The 16,772-nt window shown below is 41.8% G+C and carries 21 protein-coding genes; 20 read left to right on the forward strand and 1 reads right to left on the reverse strand.

What is annotated here, in order from left to right; genetic code table 11:
- The first annotated feature begins 247 nt into the window (after window positions 1-247).
- Together Q4A91_RS07905 and Q4A91_RS07910 are read left to right on the forward strand one after the other, a co-directional pair.
- Entirely contained in the window at window positions 248-673 is a 426-nt protein-coding gene (locus Q4A91_RS07905; RefSeq protein ID WP_303212536.1) for a MarR family winged helix-turn-helix transcriptional regulator, read from the forward strand.
- Between the two features lie 10 nt (window positions 674-683).
- Window positions 684-1,046 (forward strand): DUF1304 domain-containing protein, encoded by a 363-nt coding sequence (locus tag Q4A91_RS07910; protein WP_303212537.1) that lies wholly within the window; start codon window positions 684-686, stop codon window positions 1,044-1,046.
- A gap of 40 nt (window positions 1,047-1,086) precedes the next feature.
- Here the strand turns inward: Q4A91_RS07910 and Q4A91_RS07915 are convergent, their stop codons facing one another.
- Window positions 1,087-1,944 carry a DUF975 family protein gene (locus Q4A91_RS07915; protein WP_303212538.1) on the reverse strand — a complete coding sequence of 286 codons (858 nt, stop codon included), beginning with the start codon at window positions 1,942-1,944 and terminating at the stop codon, window positions 1,087-1,089.
- 116 nt (window positions 1,945-2,060) lie between these two features.
- Here Q4A91_RS07915 and tgt point away from each other — a divergent pair, with 116 nt between their 5' ends.
- The 18 genes from tgt (at window position 2,061) to Q4A91_RS08005 (ending at window position 16,614) form a co-directional block, all read left to right on the forward strand.
- Window positions 2,061-3,203: a tRNA guanosine(34) transglycosylase Tgt gene (gene tgt, locus Q4A91_RS07920; RefSeq protein ID WP_303212539.1), complete on the forward strand. Its 1,143-nt coding sequence runs from the start codon at window positions 2,061-2,063 to the stop codon at window positions 3,201-3,203.
- 133 nt (window positions 3,204-3,336) lie between these two features.
- Window positions 3,337-5,154, forward strand: a complete 1,818-nt coding sequence (locus Q4A91_RS07925; protein ID WP_303212540.1) for an acyltransferase family protein — start codon at window positions 3,337-3,339, stop codon at window positions 5,152-5,154.
- A gap of 140 nt (window positions 5,155-5,294) precedes the next feature.
- A complete protein-coding gene (nagA, locus tag Q4A91_RS07930; RefSeq protein ID WP_001134442.1) occupies window positions 5,295-6,446 on the forward strand; it encodes an N-acetylglucosamine-6-phosphate deacetylase in 1,152 nt (383 codons plus the stop codon).
- Window positions 6,447-6,598: 152 nt separating this feature from the next.
- Window positions 6,599-6,919 (forward strand): DUF1033 family protein, encoded by a 321-nt coding sequence (locus Q4A91_RS07935; RefSeq protein WP_303212541.1) that lies wholly within the window; start codon window positions 6,599-6,601, stop codon window positions 6,917-6,919.
- A gap of 113 nt (window positions 6,920-7,032) precedes the next feature.
- Window positions 7,033-7,974, forward strand: coding sequence for a competence type IV pilus ATPase ComGA (gene comGA / locus Q4A91_RS07940; protein WP_096753791.1), 942 nt, complete (start codon window positions 7,033-7,035; stop codon window positions 7,972-7,974).
- Window positions 7,922-8,938: a competence type IV pilus assembly protein ComGB gene (gene comGB / locus Q4A91_RS07945; protein ID WP_303212551.1), complete on the forward strand. Its 1,017-nt coding sequence runs from the start codon at window positions 7,922-7,924 to the stop codon at window positions 8,936-8,938. The genes comGA and comGB overlap by 53 nt, the downstream gene beginning before the upstream one ends.
- 1 nt (window position 8,939) lies before the next feature.
- Window positions 8,940-9,263, forward strand: a complete 324-nt coding sequence (gene comGC / locus Q4A91_RS07950) for a competence type IV pilus major pilin ComGC (RefSeq protein WP_303212542.1) — start codon at window positions 8,940-8,942, stop codon at window positions 9,261-9,263.
- Window positions 9,226-9,660 (forward strand): competence type IV pilus minor pilin ComGD, encoded by a 435-nt coding sequence (gene comGD / locus Q4A91_RS07955; RefSeq protein WP_303212543.1) that lies wholly within the window; start codon window positions 9,226-9,228, stop codon window positions 9,658-9,660. The genes comGC and comGD overlap by 38 nt, the downstream gene beginning before the upstream one ends.
- Window positions 9,623-9,925 (forward strand): competence type IV pilus minor pilin ComGE, encoded by a 303-nt coding sequence (comGE, locus tag Q4A91_RS07960; protein ID WP_303212544.1) that lies wholly within the window; start codon window positions 9,623-9,625, stop codon window positions 9,923-9,925. Before comGD ends, comGE begins: the two co-directional genes overlap by 38 nt.
- Window positions 9,888-10,349 (forward strand): competence type IV pilus minor pilin ComGF, encoded by a 462-nt coding sequence (comGF, locus tag Q4A91_RS07965; protein WP_254736625.1) that lies wholly within the window; start codon window positions 9,888-9,890, stop codon window positions 10,347-10,349. Before comGE ends, comGF begins: the two co-directional genes overlap by 38 nt.
- Window positions 10,327-10,740, forward strand: coding sequence for a competence type IV pilus minor pilin ComGG (gene comGG / locus Q4A91_RS07970; RefSeq protein ID WP_303212545.1), 414 nt, complete (start codon window positions 10,327-10,329; stop codon window positions 10,738-10,740). Before comGF ends, comGG begins: the two co-directional genes overlap by 23 nt.
- A 32-nt stretch (window positions 10,741-10,772) precedes the next feature.
- The gene (locus Q4A91_RS07975) at window positions 10,773-11,363 is read left to right on the forward strand and encodes a class I SAM-dependent methyltransferase (protein ID WP_303212546.1); all 591 of its coding nucleotides are present in this window, start codon (window positions 10,773-10,775) and stop codon (window positions 11,361-11,363) included.
- Window positions 11,364-11,421: 58 nt separating this feature from the next.
- Window positions 11,422-12,375: a class I SAM-dependent methyltransferase gene (locus tag Q4A91_RS07980; RefSeq protein ID WP_303212547.1), complete on the forward strand. Its 954-nt coding sequence runs from the start codon at window positions 11,422-11,424 to the stop codon at window positions 12,373-12,375.
- A gap of 50 nt (window positions 12,376-12,425) precedes the next feature.
- Window positions 12,426-13,616 carry an acetate kinase gene (locus tag Q4A91_RS07985; RefSeq protein ID WP_303212548.1) on the forward strand — a complete coding sequence of 397 codons (1,191 nt, stop codon included), beginning with the start codon at window positions 12,426-12,428 and terminating at the stop codon, window positions 13,614-13,616.
- 149 nt (window positions 13,617-13,765) lie between these two features.
- A complete protein-coding gene (gene rnpA / locus Q4A91_RS07990; protein ID WP_000739254.1) occupies window positions 13,766-14,137 on the forward strand; it encodes a ribonuclease P protein component in 372 nt (123 codons plus the stop codon).
- On the forward strand, window positions 14,112-14,939 hold the full coding sequence (locus Q4A91_RS07995) for a membrane protein insertase YidC (protein WP_195595069.1): 828 nt from the start codon (window positions 14,112-14,114) through the stop codon (window positions 14,937-14,939). The genes rnpA and Q4A91_RS07995 overlap by 26 nt, the downstream gene beginning before the upstream one ends.
- A 14-nt stretch (window positions 14,940-14,953) precedes the next feature.
- The gene (gene jag, locus Q4A91_RS08000) at window positions 14,954-15,940 is read left to right on the forward strand and encodes an RNA-binding cell elongation regulator Jag/EloR (RefSeq protein WP_303212549.1); all 987 of its coding nucleotides are present in this window, start codon (window positions 14,954-14,956) and stop codon (window positions 15,938-15,940) included.
- 50 nt (window positions 15,941-15,990) lie between these two features.
- Window positions 15,991-16,614, forward strand: coding sequence for an HI_0552 family protein (locus Q4A91_RS08005; RefSeq protein WP_303212550.1), 624 nt, complete (start codon window positions 15,991-15,993; stop codon window positions 16,612-16,614).
- Window positions 16,615-16,772 lie beyond the last annotated feature (158 nt).

A 16,772-nucleotide genomic window follows, 5' to 3' on the forward strand; every position in this document is an offset into this window, starting at 1 on the left:
GCTCCATAATTTCCATAGTGGTTTTTACCCACTACAGATATTATAGAGCCTCATTAAAATGGAAGTTGGGAACTGATTAAGTTCCCGCTTCTTTTTTGTGTGTCATTTCTTCAGGATAAAAGGGATAAATATGAGGAAGTGAGCAATATTTCAAGAGAATGTAAGCATATTACTTGATTTATTTTTTGGATTACATTATACTTGATAAGTCAATCGTTGATAAATCAACTTTAAAGGAGAAAGATTTATGGTAGCAATCCATGATTTACTGTATCAACTACGATTAGCAGATCAGTCTATGACACAACTATTTGAACGCCAATTGGGAATTAGTCTGACTCGTTATCAAATCTTAAGTTTCTTAATCGATCAGTCTCCGTGTAATCAAATAGCGGTTCAGGAGCGTTTGAAGATTGATCAGGCTGCCTTGACACGGCACTTTAAAATTTTGGAAAAGGGAGGTTTGGTTAATCGACGCCGGAATCCTGAAAACCAGAGGGAGGTTTTGGTGGAAGTCACAGACTTTGCGAGAGAACAACTAGTAACCAACTCTCCTCAACAACATATAAACGTAAAAAATCAGATGGAGAGTGTGCTTACAAAAGGAGAGCGAGAAGAGTTAAGTCGCTTGTTAGAAAAGTTGGTATCTGGCTTAGAAGAGATAGAAATTTAAGGAGAAGAATATGTCTGTTTTTACAATTATTTTAGCAACTATCGTTGCCTTGGAGCATTTTTACATTTTTTATTTGGAAAGTGTGGCTACGCAATCAGATACTACTAGTCGAGTATTTAATGTGGATAAGGAAGAACTGGCTCGTCCTTCAGTGAGTTCATTATTTAAAAATCAAGGAATTTATAATGCTTTGATAGGGGCCTTTCTTTTGTACGGGATTTATTTTTCGCAAAACTTGGAAATTGTGACCATCTTTGTTTTATTTGTGCTTGGTGCAGCGACCTACGGTTCTCTGACAGCAGACAAGAAGATTATTCTGAAGCAAGGTGGGCCTGCTATTTTGACTCTGCTGAGTATGTTACTTTTGAAATAAGAAAACCAGCGTCCTGAACGACGCTGGTTTTTGTAGACTCTTATCCATTTCGACGTTTACGGGCTAGTAGGGCTCTGTAAAAGAAGATGTGATTGTTTTGGATATAGGGAAGGAGTGAAAAGCTAGCAATTCCAAAGGTGATCCAGTTGAGGAAGTACCAAGGGAGTAGTTGTAGGTCGAGGACAAAGCGCTGGAATTTGTAACCTTTCATCAAGAAACGGCTAGTTTTCAGGATTTGACGGGGTTTAGCCTGTCCTAAATCTAGAGTATCGCAGAGGAGGAATTCTACCTGCGAGTAGGCATAATGTTGCGGAATATATAGGATGTTCCCTACAATCATCGAGATGAGACTCGCGAAAAAGTAGAGGCCAAAGGTCATAAGGAACTGCTCTGTTTCAACGGATGAGAGGTCTAATTTTGGAAATTCAGGATGTAGGGCGACAAATCTCCGAGCTAAGAGATTGCTATAAAAGAGAAAATAAACGCCTACTAAGTTTGGAATGCTCCATAAAAAGAGGTAGAAACGTTTGAGGAGCAGAGTGAGGAAGGTTTGCGAGAAGCGCTCTGCAGCAAAGAGGGCCAGGCTTGATTTTACTGAGAGTTCTGTATCAGGATCCTTGAGGAGTCGGAGTGTCGCAAAGGCAGCACCTGCTAGAAAAATCGTGCTCACAAAAGAAACCACTAACGGGAAGAGATAGGCTTGGAGCACTTGTGCCAGCATGCCCAAAAAGGATTGCTCTAAAACACTTTCTTGGAGACGAGCCAAGGGGTTGAGAAAGCCTGATAAGATGACCAGTATACTAGGTAAGAGATAGACGAGAAAGAGGCGGGGATTTTCAGCCTGAAATTGCCTCGTCTGCAGACGAATGGTTTTTAAATCAATTTTTGGGTATTTCATTCTCTCATTATACCATAGTTCGTGACAGTTCCTGGTTTTTTTGATAAAATCATACAGTATGCCTTTGGGCATAAAGTATGAACTGGGACTGTCTTTCCCAGCTTCGGAGGTAGAAAATGTCAGATTCACCAATCAAATACCGTTTGATTAAGAAAGAAAAACACACGGGAGCTCGTCTTGGAGAAATCATCACTCCTCATGGCACATTTCCAACGCCTATGTTTATGCCAGTTGGGACTCAAGCTACTGTTAAGACCCAGTCGCCAGAGGAGTTGAAGGAGATGGGATCAGGAATTATCCTGTCCAATACCTATCATCTCTGGCTTCGTCCTGGAGATGAACTCATCGCACGCGCAGGTGGTCTCCACAAATTTATGAACTGGGACCAACCAATCTTGACGGATAGTGGTGGTTTCCAGGTTTATTCCCTAGCAGATAGCCGTAATATCACCGAAGAAGGCGTAACCTTTAAAAACCATCTCAATGGCTCCAAGATGTTCCTATCCCCAGAAAAAGCCATCTCTATTCAGAATAATCTGGGTTCAGACATCATGATGTCCTTTGACGAATGTCCTCAGTTTTACCAACCCTATGATTACGTTAAGAAATCCATCGAGCGTACCAGTCGTTGGGCTGAGCGTGGTTTGAAGGCTCATCGTCGTCCGCATGACCAAGGTTTGTTTGGAATTGTACAGGGAGCAGGCTTTGAAGATCTTCGCCGTCAGTCAGCTCATGACCTTGTCAGCATGGATTTCCCAGGCTACTCTATCGGTGGTTTGGCAGTGGGAGAAACGCACGAAGAAATGAATGCAGTCTTGGACTTCACAACTCAACTGCTACCTGAAAACAAACCTCGCTATTTGATGGGTGTCGGAGCGCCAGACAGCTTGATCGATGGGGTCATTCGTGGTGTGGATATGTTTGACTGTGTCTTACCGACTCGTATCGCTCGTAACGGAACTTGTATGACCAGTCAAGGTCGTTTGGTTGTCAAAAATGCCCAATTCGCTGAAGACTTTACGCCACTGGATCATGAGTGTGATTGCTACACATGTAAGAACTACACACGCGCCTACCTTCGTCATTTGCTCAAGGCTGATGAAACCTTCGGTATCCGCTTGACTAGCTACCACAATCTCTACTTCTTACTCAATCTGATGAAGCAAGTGCGTCAAGCCATCATGGATGACAATCTCTTGGAATTTCGTGAGTATTTTGTAGAAAAATATGGCTACAACAAGTCAGGGCGCAATTTCTAAAGTGTAAAAATAGAATGCCAAAATCCTAAGTTTTCTCTTAGGATTTTTCCTATTTTTTTGATAGAATAGGGAGTATAATGGAATGGAAATTAGGTGGTGTTTTGCTTCCTAATTTAATGGAGAATAGACTCGTATGCGTATTAAATGGTTTTCCTTGATTAGGATTACAGGTTTACTTTTGGTGCTTTTGTACCACTTCTTTCAAACAATCTTTCCTGGAGGATTCTTTGGGGTAGATGTCTTTTTCACTTTTTCAGGATTTTTGATCACCTCCCTCCTTTTAGAAGAATTTGGGAAGGCACGCCAGATTGATTTACTGGGCTTTTTTAAGAGACGGTTTTACCGCATCGTGCCACCTGTGGTGCTGATGGTTTTGGTGACCATGCCTTTTACTTTCTTGGTTCGTCAAGACTATGTTGCTGGAATTGGTGGCCAGATAGCTGGAGTTCTCGGTTTTATGACCAACTTCTACGAAATGTTAACAGGGGGAAGTTATGAATCCCAGTTCATTCCGCATCTCTTTGTTCACAACTGGAGTCTAGCTGTTGAGGTTCACTACTATATCCTTTGGAGCTTAGCGGTTTGGTTCTTATCGAAACGTTCAAAATCTAGTAGTCAATTGAGAGGAATGGTCTTTCTTCTTTCTGCTGGAGCTTTTATCATTAGCTTTTTCTCCATGTTTATTGGTAGTCTAATGGCGAGTTCCTATTCATCTGTCTACTTTTCAAGTCTGACCCATGTCTATCCTTTCTTTTTAGGAAGCATTTTGGCGACAGTTGTGGGGGTTCGTCAGACGAGCGATTTAGTCAAGCAGTTTGACCGGATGTGGGACCTTCGTCAAAATCTACTGGTGTTTGCTGCGGGGCTTTTGGTGTTAGTACTCTTGACTTTCTTTGTCAAGTTCACCTACCTATTTGCTTACTTATTTGGCTTCTTGCTAGCAAGTTTAGCGGCAGTGACCATGATTTTTGCTGCGCGTGTCTTGCATGAGAAAACGCCTGAGATACAAGAACCTCGGATCATTACATTTTTAGCGGATACCAGCTACGCGGTTTATCTCTTCCACTGGCCTTTTTATATTATCTTTTCTCAGCTGATGAGTAAGCTGCCTGCTGTTATTCTGACAATCATCTTTTCTTATTTCTTTGCTATCCTATCCTTCTATATTATTGAGCCGTTGATTGCCGGTAAATCCAATCCTTTAATACGGAAGATTAGTCGATTGCCTCATATTAAACCAATTAGTGCTGGTGCTGCTGGCATTCTTACCTTGATTAGCTTGATTATCATAGCTGTGGCTCCTCAAGTTGGAGCCTTTGAAACAGACTTGATGGTCAATGGTTTTAAACAAGCGCAAACCAATATAGGACAAACAAAGACTCTTGCTGAACAAGCCGAATTGAGTCGTCTAGGAATTTCTGAGGGAACAAGCCTAATAGGTGATTCGGTAGCCTTGCGTGCCAATACAGCTTTACAAGAGGCACTTCCTGAAGCGAATATCAATGCCCAGGTTAGTCGAACGACCAAGCAAGCCAATGACATCATGCTCAATAACAGTCAGAACAAGGCGCTGCTAAAAACAGTCGTCATTGCAACGGGAGTCAACAATCCTGAAGGATATAAGAGTGATTTGGACAGCATCGTGAACAACCTACCGAAAGGACACCATCTGATACTGGTGACACCTTATGAGGGAGATAAGAGTAAGGACACTTACACATCAGTGGAGCAGTATGCGGCTTATGCACGAGAATTAGCTGAAAAGAATCCTTACGTGAGCATCGCTGACTGGAATAAGGTCGCTAAGGAACACCCTGAAATCTGGGCTGGAACCGACCAAGTCCACTTTGGAAATGATAGCAACATGATTGAAGAAGGTGCTAAACTTTACGCAGAAACGATTGCAGCTGCTGTTAAGGCTGCTCAAGAACTGCCTGTAAAATCAAAATAAAATTAAAGAGTTGGAGAAATCCAGCTCTTTTAAAATATCCACGAAAAATAGGTCTATACCATTTACAAATGAAAAAGAAAGGTTTATAATGTAATTGACATAATAAATTCTAGAATCAATCTATCAAGGAGGTTATCATTATGCCTAATTATATTAAAGCGGATCAGTTTTTCTACCCACACGGAGTTCGTCGTGGCGGTTACTTGGAACTTGTGGATGGCAAGTTTGGTAAACATGTAGAACAGATTCCTGAAGGAGCTGAGGTGATTGACTATACCGGTTATAGCATTGCCCCAGGACTTGTGGATACCCATATTCATGGATTTGGTGGTGTCGATGTCATGGACAATAACATCGAAGGAACCCTTCATACCATGAGTGAAGGCTTGCTTAGCACGGGTGTTACCAGCTTCTTGCCAACGACGTTGACTTCCTCTTACGAGCAGTTGCTTGCGGTAACTGAAAATATCGGCGCTCGTTACCAGGAAGCAAGTGGAGCCAAGATTCGTGGAATCTATTTTGAAGGCCCTTATTTTACAGAGAAATACAAAGGAGCCCAAAACCCTGCCTATATGAAAGACCCCCGTATGGATGAGTTTCGTGCTTGGCAAAAAGCAGCTAATGGCCTGCTCAATAAAATTGCCCTTGCGCCAGAGCGTGAAGGTGTAGAAGACTTTGTTCGTACAATTACGGGTGAGGGAGTGACTGTTGCTCTTGGACACTCCAATGCGACTTTTGATGAAGCTAAAAAAGCAGTCGATGCTGGAGCGAGTGTTTGGGTACATGCCTACAATGGAATGCGTGGGTTGACTCACCGTGAGCTCGGTATGGTGGGAGCCATGTATGAGTTGCCACATACTTACGCAGAATTGATTTGTGACGGTCACCATGTGGATCCAAAGGCTTGTGATATTTTGCTCAAACAAAAAGGAACTGAAAATATCGCTCTTATCACAGACTGTATGACAGCTGGTGGCTTGGAAGACGGCGACTACATGTTGGGAGAATTCCCAGTAGTTGTTGCTAATGGAACTGCTCGCCTCAAATCTACAGGCAATTTGGCAGGTTCTATCCTCAAACTCAAAGATGGTTTGAAGAATGTGGTCGAATGGGGCATTGCGAACCCGCATGAAGCAGTCATGATGGCCAGCCTCAACCCAGCAAAATCTGTTCACATCGATGATGTCTGTGGTCAAATCCGTGAAGGCTACGACGCTGACTTTATCGTACTAGATAAAGATTTGGAATTGGTAGCAACCTACCTAGATGGTGTGAAACGTTATCAAGCCTAAGAAGATAAAAATAGGGGTCAATAAAGGACTCCTATTTTTATGATAGGCTGAAAAGGTATTTAAAGAAGTCTTCCTAAAGGGAAAGGCAAGCAAAATTCTTTTCTTGTAATAAAAAATTAGATATAATATACGATACAAAGGAAGTAGTAAGAATGTATCGTGTTATAGAAATGTATGGGGATTTTGAACCGTGGTGGTTCATAGAAGGTTGGGAAGAAGATGTCATCATGAGTCAATCTTTTGACAGGTATTATGATGCTCTAAAATATTATAAATCATGCTGGTTTGAGCTGGAAAAGAAGAACCCTCTTTATGAGAGTCGGAGTGATTTGATGACTATCTTTTGGGATCCTGCTGATAAACGCTGGTGTGATGAGTGTGATGAGTATTTGCAGCAGTACCATTCTTTGGCACTTTTACAGGATGAGCAAGTCATCCCCGATGAAAAGCTACGTCCAGGCTACGAAAAATAAACAGGCCAAGAAAAACACCGTTCTTGCCGTATGAAATGGAGATAAAAAGTAACTTTTTAAGTTGCTTTTTATTTTTTTCAATTTTTTGCGAATAGTTAGATAAGGAGGGCGATATGGTACAAGAAATTGCACAGAAAATTATTGCTACTGCGAAAGAAAAGAAGGCTCAGGATATCTATTTCATTCCCAAGGAAAAGTCCTACGAGCTTCACATGCGGGTTGGAGACGAGCGGTGTCTCGTTGACTCCTATGAGTTTGATGTTTTAGCTGCTGTGATTAGTCATTTTAAGTTTGTGGCGGGTATGAACGTAGGAGAGAAGAGACGTAGTCAGCTGGGCTCTTGCGACTATCAGCATGGGGAGAAGGTGTCTTCTCTGCGTTTGTCTACCGTGGGAGATTATCGGGGACATGAGAGTTTGGTCATTCGTTTGTTGCACGATGAGGAGCAGGACCTGCATTTCTGGTTTCAGGATATGAACGAACTGGGTGAGCAGTACAGGCAACGGGGTCTCTACCTTTTTGCGGGTCCAGTTGGAAGTGGCAAAACGACCTTGATGCACGAATTAGCCAAGTCTCTGTTTAAGGGACAGCAGGTTATGTCCATTGAAGATCCTGTCGAAATTAAGCAGGACGACATGCTCCAGTTGCAGTTGAATGAGGCGATTGGATTGACCTATGAAAATCTGATCAAACTGTCTCTTCGGCATCGTCCTGACCTCTTGATTATCGGTGAAATTCGTGACAGCGAGACGGCGCGTGCAGTGGTCAGAGCTAGTTTGACAGGTGCGACAGTCTTTTCAACAATTCATGCCAAGAGTATCCGAGGAGTTTATGAACGCCTTCTGGAGTTGGGTGTGACGGAGGAGGAACTAGCAGTTGTTCTGCAAGGCGTCTGCTACCAGAGATTAATCGGTGGAGGAGGAATCGTTGACTTTGCAAACAAAGACTATCAAGAACACCAGCCAACTAGCTGGAATGAGCAGATTGATCAGCTTCTTAAAGATGGACATATTACAAGTCTTCAGGCTGAAACGGAAAAAATTAGCTACAGCTAAGCAGAAGAAAATCATTACCTTGTTTAACAACCTCTTCTCCAGTGGCTTTCATTTGGTGGAAATTATTTCTTTCTTGGGCAGAAGTGCTTTGCTGGAAAAGGACTATGTGGCCCAGATGCACCAAGGATTGTCTCAGGGGAAATCTTTCTCAGAGATGATGGACAGCTTGGGCTTTTCAAGTGCTATAGTGACCCAATTATCTCTAGCTGAAGTGCATGGAAATCTCCACCTGAGTTTGGGAAAGATAGAAGAATATCTGGATAATTTGTCCAAGGTCAAGAAGAAGTTAATCGAAGTGGCGACCTATCCCCTGATTTTGCTGGGATTTCTCCTGCTAATCATGCTGGGGTTGAGAAACTATCTACTTCCCCAACTGGACAGTAGCAATATTGCCACTCAAATCATCGGCAATCTGCCACAAATATTTCTGGGACTAGTGCTGATTTGCTCTCTATCTTTACTTTTAGCCCTCACTTTCTACAAAAGAAGTTCCAAGATGCGGGTTTTCTCGATGTTGGCACGGGTTCCCTTTATAGGAATCTTTGTCCAGACCTATCTGACAGCCTATTATGCGCGTGAATGGGGCAATATGATTTCACAGGGAATGGAGCTGACGCAGATTTTTCAGGTCATGCAGGAACAGGGTTCTCAGCTCTTTAAAGAAATCGGTCAAGAACTGGCTCAAGCCCTGCAAAATGGTCGGGAATTTTCTCAAACCATAGCGACCTATCCTTTCTTTAAGAAGGAGTTGAGTCTCATCATAGAGTATGGGGAAGTCAAGTCCAAGCTTGGGAGTGAGTTGGAAATCTATGCTGAAAAAACTTGGGAAGCCTTTTTTACCCGAGTTAATCGTACCATGAATCTGGTGCAGCCACTGGTTTTTATCTTTGTGGCCCTGATTATCGTTTTACTTTATGCGGCAATGCTTATGCCCATGTATCAAAATATGGAGGTAAATTTTTAAAATGAAAAAACTCATGACAAATTTAAAAAAGTCCAAGGTTAAAGCTTTCACTTTGGTAGAAATGTTAGTGGTTTTGCTTATCATCAGCGTTCTTCTCTTGCTCTTTGTTCCTAATTTGACCAAGCAAAAGGATGCCGTAGATGACAAAGGAAAAGCTGCTGTTGTCAAGGTCGTAGAAAGTCAGGCAGAGCTCTATAGTCTGGACAAGAATGAAGATGCTAGCCTTAGCAAATTACAAGCGGACGGTCGTATCACAGCTGAGCAAGCTAAAGCTTATAAAGACTACCATGCAAAACAAAAAACAAGTCAAACTGTTGCAGATTAAGGCCTTTACTATGCTGGAAAGTCTCTTAGTTTTGGGACTTGTGAGTATCCTTGCCTTGGGCTTGTCTGGTTCTGTTCAATCCAGTTTTGCGGCGGTAGAGGAGCAGGTTTTCTTTATGGAGTTTGAAGAACTCTATCGGGAAACGCAAAAACGCAGTGTTGCTAGTCAGCAAAAGACCAGTCTGAACTTAGATGGGCAGACGATCAGCAATGGCAGTCAAAAGTTGACCGTTCCTAAAGAAATTCAGGCACCCTCAGGGCAAAGCATTATATTTGATCGAGCTGGGGGCAATTCGTCCCTGGCTAAGGTTGAATTTCAGACTAGCAAAGGAGCGATTCGCTATCAATTATATCTAGGAAATGGAAAAATTAAACGCATTAAGGAAACAAAAAATTAAGGCAGTGATTTTACTAGAAGCGGTAGTTGCTCTAGCCGTTTTTGCCAGCATTGCGACCCTTCTTTTGGGACAAATTCAGAAAAATAGACAAGAAGAGGCAGAAATCTGGCAAAAAGAGGAAGTCTTACGTGCGGCTAAGATGGCTCTGCAAACGGGGCAAAATCAGGTAAACATAAACGGAGTGGAGATTCAGGTGTTTTCTAGTGAAAAAGGAGTGGAGGTTTATCATGGTTCAGAGAAGTTACTCGACCTTAAAGAGCAGTAAGGTAAGAGCGTTCACTCTTTTAGAATCTCTGATTGCCCTTATCGTCATTAGCGGAGGCTTGCTCCTTTTTCAAGCTATGAGTCAGCTCCTCATTTCAGAAGTTCGTTACCAGCAGCAAAGCGAGCAAAAGGAGTGGCTCTTGTTTGTGGATCAGCTGGAGGCAGAGTTAGAGCGTTCGCAGTTTGAAAAGGTAGAAGGCAATCGCCTCTACATGAAACAGGATGGCAAGGATATCTCTATAGGGAAGTCTAAATCGGATGATTTTCGGAAGACCGATACCAGCGGACGGGGCTACCAACCTATGGTTTATGGACTCAAATCAGCTCAAATTACAGAGGAAAATCAATTGGTTCGCTTTCGTTTCCAATTTCAAAAAGGCTTAGAAAGGGAGTTCATCTATCGTGTGGAAAAAGCAAAAAGTTAAGGCAGGCGTTCTTTTATATGCAGTCACCATGGCAGCTATCTTTAGTCTGTTGTTGCAGTTTTATTTGAATCGGCAAGTAGCCTATCACAAAGACTTTGCCCTAAACAAAGAAAAGTTGGCAGCTTTTGCCATGGCCAAGCGAAGTAAAGATAAGGCTGAGCAAGAAAGTGGGGAACGAGTCTTCAACTTAGGAAAAGTCAAGTATCAAAATACGAAAACAGGTTTTGCAACAAGTGTTCGTATGAATAAGGGCAACTATGAATTTCTCTTTCCTCCGCTGAAAACCCAAGAAAAGAAAACAGCTAAAAAGGAAGAGGTAGCGACTGATTCAAGCAATCAAGCAGGGAAGAAAAAATCAGAAGGAAAGCCTGAAAAGAAAGATAATTCCTAGTCAATTCAACTACTTTGTGCTAAACTAAAAGCATGAAACATGATTTTAATCACAAAGCAGAAACTTTTGATTCGCCCCAAAACATCTCTCTTGCAAACTTGGTTTGTCAAGTAGTTGAAAAACAGATTGCTCTTCTATCAGACAAGGAAATATTGGATTTCGGTGGTGGGACGGGTCTATTAGCCTTGCCCCTAGCCAAGCAGGCCAAGTCGGTTACCCTTGTAGACATCTCGGAGAAAATGCTGGAGCAAGCCCGTTTGAAAGCAGAGCAACAAGACATCAAGAATATCCAGTTTTTGGAGCAGGATTTACTGGCAAATCCCTTGGAACAGCAATTTGACCTGATTGTTGTCAGTCGGGTTCTTCATCATATGCCTGATCTAGATTCAACTCTTGCCATGTTTTACCATCACCTTAGGGAGAATGGACAAGTTCTCATCGCCGATTTTGTCAAGACAGATACCAACCATCATGGTTTTGATCTAGCTGAACTGGAAAATAAGTTAATTCAGCAGGTTTTTTCATCTGTGCATAGTCAGATTCTCTATAGCGCCGAAGAATTGTTTCAAGGAAATTATTCAGAACTCTTTTTAACAGTAGCCCAAAAATCACTCGCTGACTAAAGCAGTGATTTTTTCTCTTCAGATGGAAAAAAGGAGGGAAATTTGATAAGATAGGAATATGGATTTTGAAAAAATAGAACAAGCTTATACGTATTTACTAGAGAATGTCCAAGTCATTCAAAGTGATTTGGCGACCAACTTTTATGACGCCTTGGTAGAGCAAAACAGCATCTATTTGGATGGCGAGACCGAACTAGAGCAGGTCAAGGAGAACAATCAAGCCCTTAAACGCTTAGCGCTTCGCAAGGAAGAGTGGCTCAAGACCTACCAGTTTCTCTTGATGAAGGCAGGACAAACGGAACCTTTACAGGCCAATCACCAGTTTACACCAGATGCCATTGCCCTCCTCTTGGTACTTGTTGTAGAAGAGTTGTTTGAACAAGAGGAAATTAGCATCCTCGAAATAGGTTCTGGTATGGGGATTTTGGGGGCTACTTTCTTGACTTCTCTTGCTAAAAAAGTAGATTACTTGGGAATCGAAGTGGATGACTTGCTGATTGATTTGGCAGCCAGTATGGCAGATGTGATTGGTTTGCAGGCTGGTTTTGTCCAAGGAGATGCCGTTCGTCCGCAAATGCTTAAAGAAAGCGACGTGGTCATCAGCGACTTACCTGTTGGCTATTACCCAGATGATGCCATCGCTTCACGCTATCAAGTGGCTTCTAGTCAAGAGCATACCTATGCCCATCATTTGCTGATGGAGCAAGGTCTCAAGTACCTTAAGTCAGATGGCTATGCTATTTTTCTAGCTCCGAGTGATTTATTGACCAGTCCTCAAAGTGACTTATTAAAAGGGTGGCTCAAAGACGAAGTGAGTCTGGCTGCTATCATCGCTCTGCCAGAGGATATTTTCTCAACTGCAAGCCAAGCTAAAAGTATTTTTGTCTTACAGAAGAAAAGAGACAAGGAAATAGAACCCTTTGTCTACCCTCTTACTAGCTTGCAAGATCCGTCAGTTTTGTTGACCTTTAAAGAAAATTTTCAAAATTGGAGCAAAGGTACTGAAATATAAAAGAGATTTTGTTATAATAGATGAAAACGCTTAAAAAGAGGTATCATCTTATGACAAAAACAATTGCAATCAATGCAGGAAGCTCAAGCTTGAAATGGCAACTTTATCAAATGCCTGAGGAAAAAGTTTTGGCTAAAGGCTTGATTGAACGTATTGGATTGAAAGATTCAATTTCAACAGTAAAATTTGACGGTCGTTCGGAGCAACAAATTCTTGATATTGAAGACCATACACAAGCCGTTAAAATTTTATTGGATGACTTGATTCGTTTTGACATCATCAAAGGGTACGATGAGATTACAGGTGTCGGCCACCGCGTCGTTGCAGGTGGTGAATATTTCAAGGAATCAACAGTTGTTGAGGGAGATGTGTTAGAAAAAGTTGAGGAATTGGGACTATTGGCTCCTCTTCACAATCCAGCTAACGCAGCTGGAATTCGCGCATTTAAGGAATTGCTTCCAGATATTACCAGTGTTGTCGTATTTGATACCTCATTCCACACAAGCATGCCAGAGAAGGCTTATCGCTACCCTCTACCAACTAAATACTACACAGACAACAAGGTTCGTAAATATGGTGCCCACGGGACAAGCCACCAGTTTGTCGCAGGAGAAGCAGCGAAACTTTTGGGTCGTCCTCTAGAAGATTTGAAATTGATTACCTGCCATATTGGTAACGGGGCTTCTATCACAGCTGTTAAGGGTGGTAAGTCTGTGGATACTTCTATGGGATTCACACCACTTGGCGGTGTGATGATGGGAACTCGTACAGGAGATATTGACCCTGCTATCATCCCTTATCTCATGCAATATACAGAGGATTTCAATACCCCTGAAGATATTAGTCGCATTCTCAATCGTGAATCAGGGCTCATGGGAGTTTCTGGTCAGTCAAGCGATATGCGTGATGTGGTTGCTGCCATGGAAGCAGGAGACCATGATGCGACTTTAGCCTATGAAATGTACGTCGATCGTATCCAAAAACATATCGGTCAATACCTTGCAGTCCTAAATGGGGCAGATGCTATTATCTTCACAGCAGGAATCGGTGAAAATGCTGCTTTGGTTCGTGAGGATGTCATTTCAGGTATCTCTTGGTTTGGTTGTGATGTGGATCCAGAAAAGAACGTCTTTGGCGTAACGGGAGACATCTCAACTGATGCAGCGAAAATCCGTGTCTTGGTTATTCCAACAGATGAAGAATTGGTGATTGCACGCGATGTTGAGCGCTTGAAAAAATAAGTAAATACACATAAAATTTGATTGTGAAAAGAAGTTGGAAAAGAGATTTTCCAGCTTTTTTTATGTAGAAAATGTCTAAAACCTTGCTGTTATTGGCTTTTTCAAAAAATATGGTATAATAGTAGTAATTTAATAGATGGAGTTGAGTTTTGAAGAAAAACTTTCGTGTAAAAAGAGAGAAAGATTTTAAGGCAATTTTCAAGGAAGGAACAAGTTTTGCCAATCGAAAATTTGTTGTCTACCAATTGGAAAACCAGCAAAACCATTTTCGAGTAGGACTGTCCGTTAGTAAAAAACTGGGGAATGCAGTTACCAGAAATCAAATTAAGAGACGAATCCGACATATCATACAAAATGCAAAGGGGAGTCTGGTAGATCATGTCGATTTTGTTGTGATTGCTCGAAAAGGGGTGGAAACCTTGGAATATGCAGAGATGGAGAAAAATCTACTCCACGTATTAAAGTTATCAAAGATATACCAGGAAGGAAATGGGAGTGAAAAAGAAACTACAGTTGACTAGTTTGTTGGGTCTGTCCTTGTTTACCATGACGGCCTGTGCAACAAATGGTACAGCTAGCGATATAACGGCAGATTCGACAGACTTTTGGAGCAAATTCGTCTATTTTTTTGCTGAAATTATCCGCTTTTTGTCCTTTGACATTAGTATCGGAGTGGGGATTATTCTCTTCACGATTTTGATCCGGACGATTTTATTGCCGGTCTTTCAGACACAGATGGTTGCCTCTAGAAAAATGCAAGAGGCTCAACCGCGCATCAAGGCTTTGCGAGAGCAATACCCGGGTCGTGATATGGAAAGTAGAACCAAGCTAGACCAGGAGATGCGTAAGGTTTATAAAGAGTTAGGGATTAAACATTCATCCTCTCTCTGGCCGATTTTAATACAAATGCCGGTTCTCTTGGCGCTCTTTCAAGCCTTGAGTCGAGTAGACTTTTTGAAAACAGGTCACTTTTTATGGATTAATTTGGGAGGAGTAGATACAAGTTTTGTCCTTCCAATTTTGGCGGCAGTCTTTACCTTCTTGAGTAGCTGGTTATCAAATAAAGCTTTGTCTGAAAAAAGTGGAGCTACGACAGGGATGATGTATGGTATGCCTGTATTGATCTTTGTTTTTGCCATCTCCGCCCCAAGTGGTGTAGCCTTGTACTGGGCCGTATCCAATGCTTACCAAGTTCTGCAAACCTATTTCTTGAACAATCCTTTCAAGATCATTGCTGAAAGAGAAGCGGTGGCGCAAGCAGAAAAAGATTTAGAAGGCAAGAAGAGAAGAGCTTTGAAAAAAGCACAGAAAAAGAAAAAATAAGGAGGAATCTGGTAATGGTATTATTTACAGGTTCAACGGTTGAAGAAGCAATCCAAAAAGGATTGAAAGAATTAGACATTCCAAGAATGAAGGCCCACATCAAGGTCGTTTCGAAAGAGAAAAAAGGATTCTTAGGCTTGTTTGGTAAGAAGCCAGCTCAAGTTGATATCGAAGCCATTAGTGAAACGACAGTAATCAAAGCCAACCAGCAGGCCATTAAAGGGGTTCCAAAAGAAGTTAATGAAAAAAATGAACCCGTGAAAACAGTAAGTGAAGCAACTGTTGATTTGGGGCATGTAGTTGAAGCGATTAAGAAGATTGAAGAAGAAGGTCAAGGTGTTTCTGAAGAGGTCAAGGCTGAAATTCTGAAAAATGAAAAGCACGCCAGCACGATTTTGGAAGAAACAGGCCATATTTCAATTTTAAATGAATTGGAACCAGAGGATACTGCAGAGGAAGTGGAATCTGCTCCAGAAAAAGAAACTGAAACGCAGGAAGCAACAAGCCAGTCTTTGGAAGATTTAGGCTTGAAAGTAGAACCAAGTTATGACATCGAACAAGTGGCAACTGAAGTAGCTAGCTACGTTCAAACCATTGTAGATGATATGGATGTTGAAGGGACGATTTCGAGCGACTACAATCGCCGCACCATTAATCTTCAAATTGACACTAATGAACCAGGTCGTATTATCGGCTACCACGGAAAGGTCTTGAAAGCTCTTCAGTTGTTAGCGCAAAATTACCTTTACAATCGCTATTCAAGAACCTTCTACATCACGATCAATGTCAATGATTATGTTGAGCACCGTGCAGAAGTCTTGCAAACCTACGCTCAAAAATTGGCGACTCGCGTTTTAGAAGAAGGACGTAGCCAACAAACTGATCCAATGTCAAATAGCGAACGCAAGATTATCCATCGCATTATTTCACGCATGGATGGCGTGACTAGTTACTCTGAGGGTGATGAGCCAAATCGCTATGTCGTTGTAGATACAGAATAAGTAAAATCAGGTTTATCCTGATTTTTTGCTAGGAAAGGAAAGATTCAGATATGCTGAAAGCAGTTAGAGAATACCTATCATTTGCAGGAGTCCAGTATCGTAATCCTGATAAAGCTGGCGATGAAAGAGAAAAGATGCTGGACTTGCGGCAAAAAGGTCAAGAGGCTCGGAAGTCTTTTACAGAATTGGCCAAAACCTTTCAAGCTAGTCATCCAGAATGGCAACTGCAACAGACTAGTCAGTGGATGAACCAAGCGCAACGCTTGCGACCGCATTTCTGGGCCTATCTACAGAGAGACGGACAAGTGACAGAACCTATGATGGCTCTTCGTTTGTATGGAACACCTGCTGACTTTGGGATTTCTTTGGAAGTCAGTTTCATCGAGCGCAAGAAAGGTGAGCAGACTTTAGACAAGCAAGCCAAGGTTTTAGAACTTCCAGTGGTAGAAGGAATTTATTATCTAGTCTACTCAAATGGAGAAAGTCATAAGGTGGAGGCTAATGAAGAAAATCGTCGTACTTTACGAGAGAAGGTGAGAAGTCAGGAAGTCCGTAAAGTTTTGGTTAAGGCAGATGTTTCCTTCATTGCAAATCAGTCAGTAGAAGCGATATTGGAGAAGCTAGAAGAGGCTTATGCGCGCTTGCTTCCGTACTATGAAGTGACGAGGGAATAGAAAACCAAATGTGTTAGATGAACGCAAATTGTTTTATTGCTATTCTATGCATTTTTTCATATAATAGTAAAATAGGATGTGTGATTTATTAATCACCTCAAAGAGAAAGGAAATTCTATGTCAAATCTATCTGTTAAAGCAATTCGTTTTCTAGGTAT

Origin of the sequence: Streptococcus sp. (assembly GCF_030528045.1) — a bacterium.
Lineage (GTDB): Bacteria > Bacillota > Bacilli > Lactobacillales > Streptococcaceae > Streptococcus.

Coding starts and splice junctions, on each gene's coding strand:
- Q4A91_RS07905 (WP_303212536.1), top strand. CDS start 248: ATGGTAGCAATCCATGATTTACTGTATCAACTACGATTAGCAGATCAG.
- Q4A91_RS07910 (WP_303212537.1), top strand. CDS start 684: ATGTCTGTTTTTACAATTATTTTAGCAACTATCGTTGCCTTGGAGCAT.
- Q4A91_RS07915 (WP_303212538.1), bottom strand. CDS start 1,944: ATGAAATACCCAAAAATTGATTTAAAAACCATTCGTCTGCAGACGAGG.
- tgt (WP_303212539.1), top strand. CDS start 2,061: ATGTCAGATTCACCAATCAAATACCGTTTGATTAAGAAAGAAAAACAC.
- Q4A91_RS07925 (WP_303212540.1), top strand. CDS start 3,337: ATGCGTATTAAATGGTTTTCCTTGATTAGGATTACAGGTTTACTTTTG.
- nagA (WP_001134442.1), top strand. CDS start 5,295: ATGCCTAATTATATTAAAGCGGATCAGTTTTTCTACCCACACGGAGTT.
- Q4A91_RS07935 (WP_303212541.1), top strand. CDS start 6,599: ATGTATCGTGTTATAGAAATGTATGGGGATTTTGAACCGTGGTGGTTC.
- comGA (WP_096753791.1), top strand. CDS start 7,033: ATGGTACAAGAAATTGCACAGAAAATTATTGCTACTGCGAAAGAAAAG.
- comGB (WP_303212551.1), top strand. CDS start 7,922: ATGGACATATTACAAGTCTTCAGGCTGAAACGGAAAAAATTAGCTACA.
- comGC (WP_303212542.1), top strand. CDS start 8,940: ATGAAAAAACTCATGACAAATTTAAAAAAGTCCAAGGTTAAAGCTTTC.
- comGD (WP_303212543.1), top strand. CDS start 9,226: ATGCAAAACAAAAAACAAGTCAAACTGTTGCAGATTAAGGCCTTTACT.
- comGE (WP_303212544.1), top strand. CDS start 9,623: ATGGAAAAATTAAACGCATTAAGGAAACAAAAAATTAAGGCAGTGATT.
- comGF (WP_254736625.1), top strand. CDS start 9,888: ATGGTTCAGAGAAGTTACTCGACCTTAAAGAGCAGTAAGGTAAGAGCG.
- Q4A91_RS07975 (WP_303212546.1), top strand. CDS start 10,773: ATGAAACATGATTTTAATCACAAAGCAGAAACTTTTGATTCGCCCCAA.
- Q4A91_RS07980 (WP_303212547.1), top strand. CDS start 11,422: ATGGATTTTGAAAAAATAGAACAAGCTTATACGTATTTACTAGAGAAT.
- Q4A91_RS07985 (WP_303212548.1), top strand. CDS start 12,426: ATGACAAAAACAATTGCAATCAATGCAGGAAGCTCAAGCTTGAAATGG.
- jag (WP_303212549.1), top strand. CDS start 14,954: ATGGTATTATTTACAGGTTCAACGGTTGAAGAAGCAATCCAAAAAGGA.
- Q4A91_RS08005 (WP_303212550.1), top strand. CDS start 15,991: ATGCTGAAAGCAGTTAGAGAATACCTATCATTTGCAGGAGTCCAGTAT.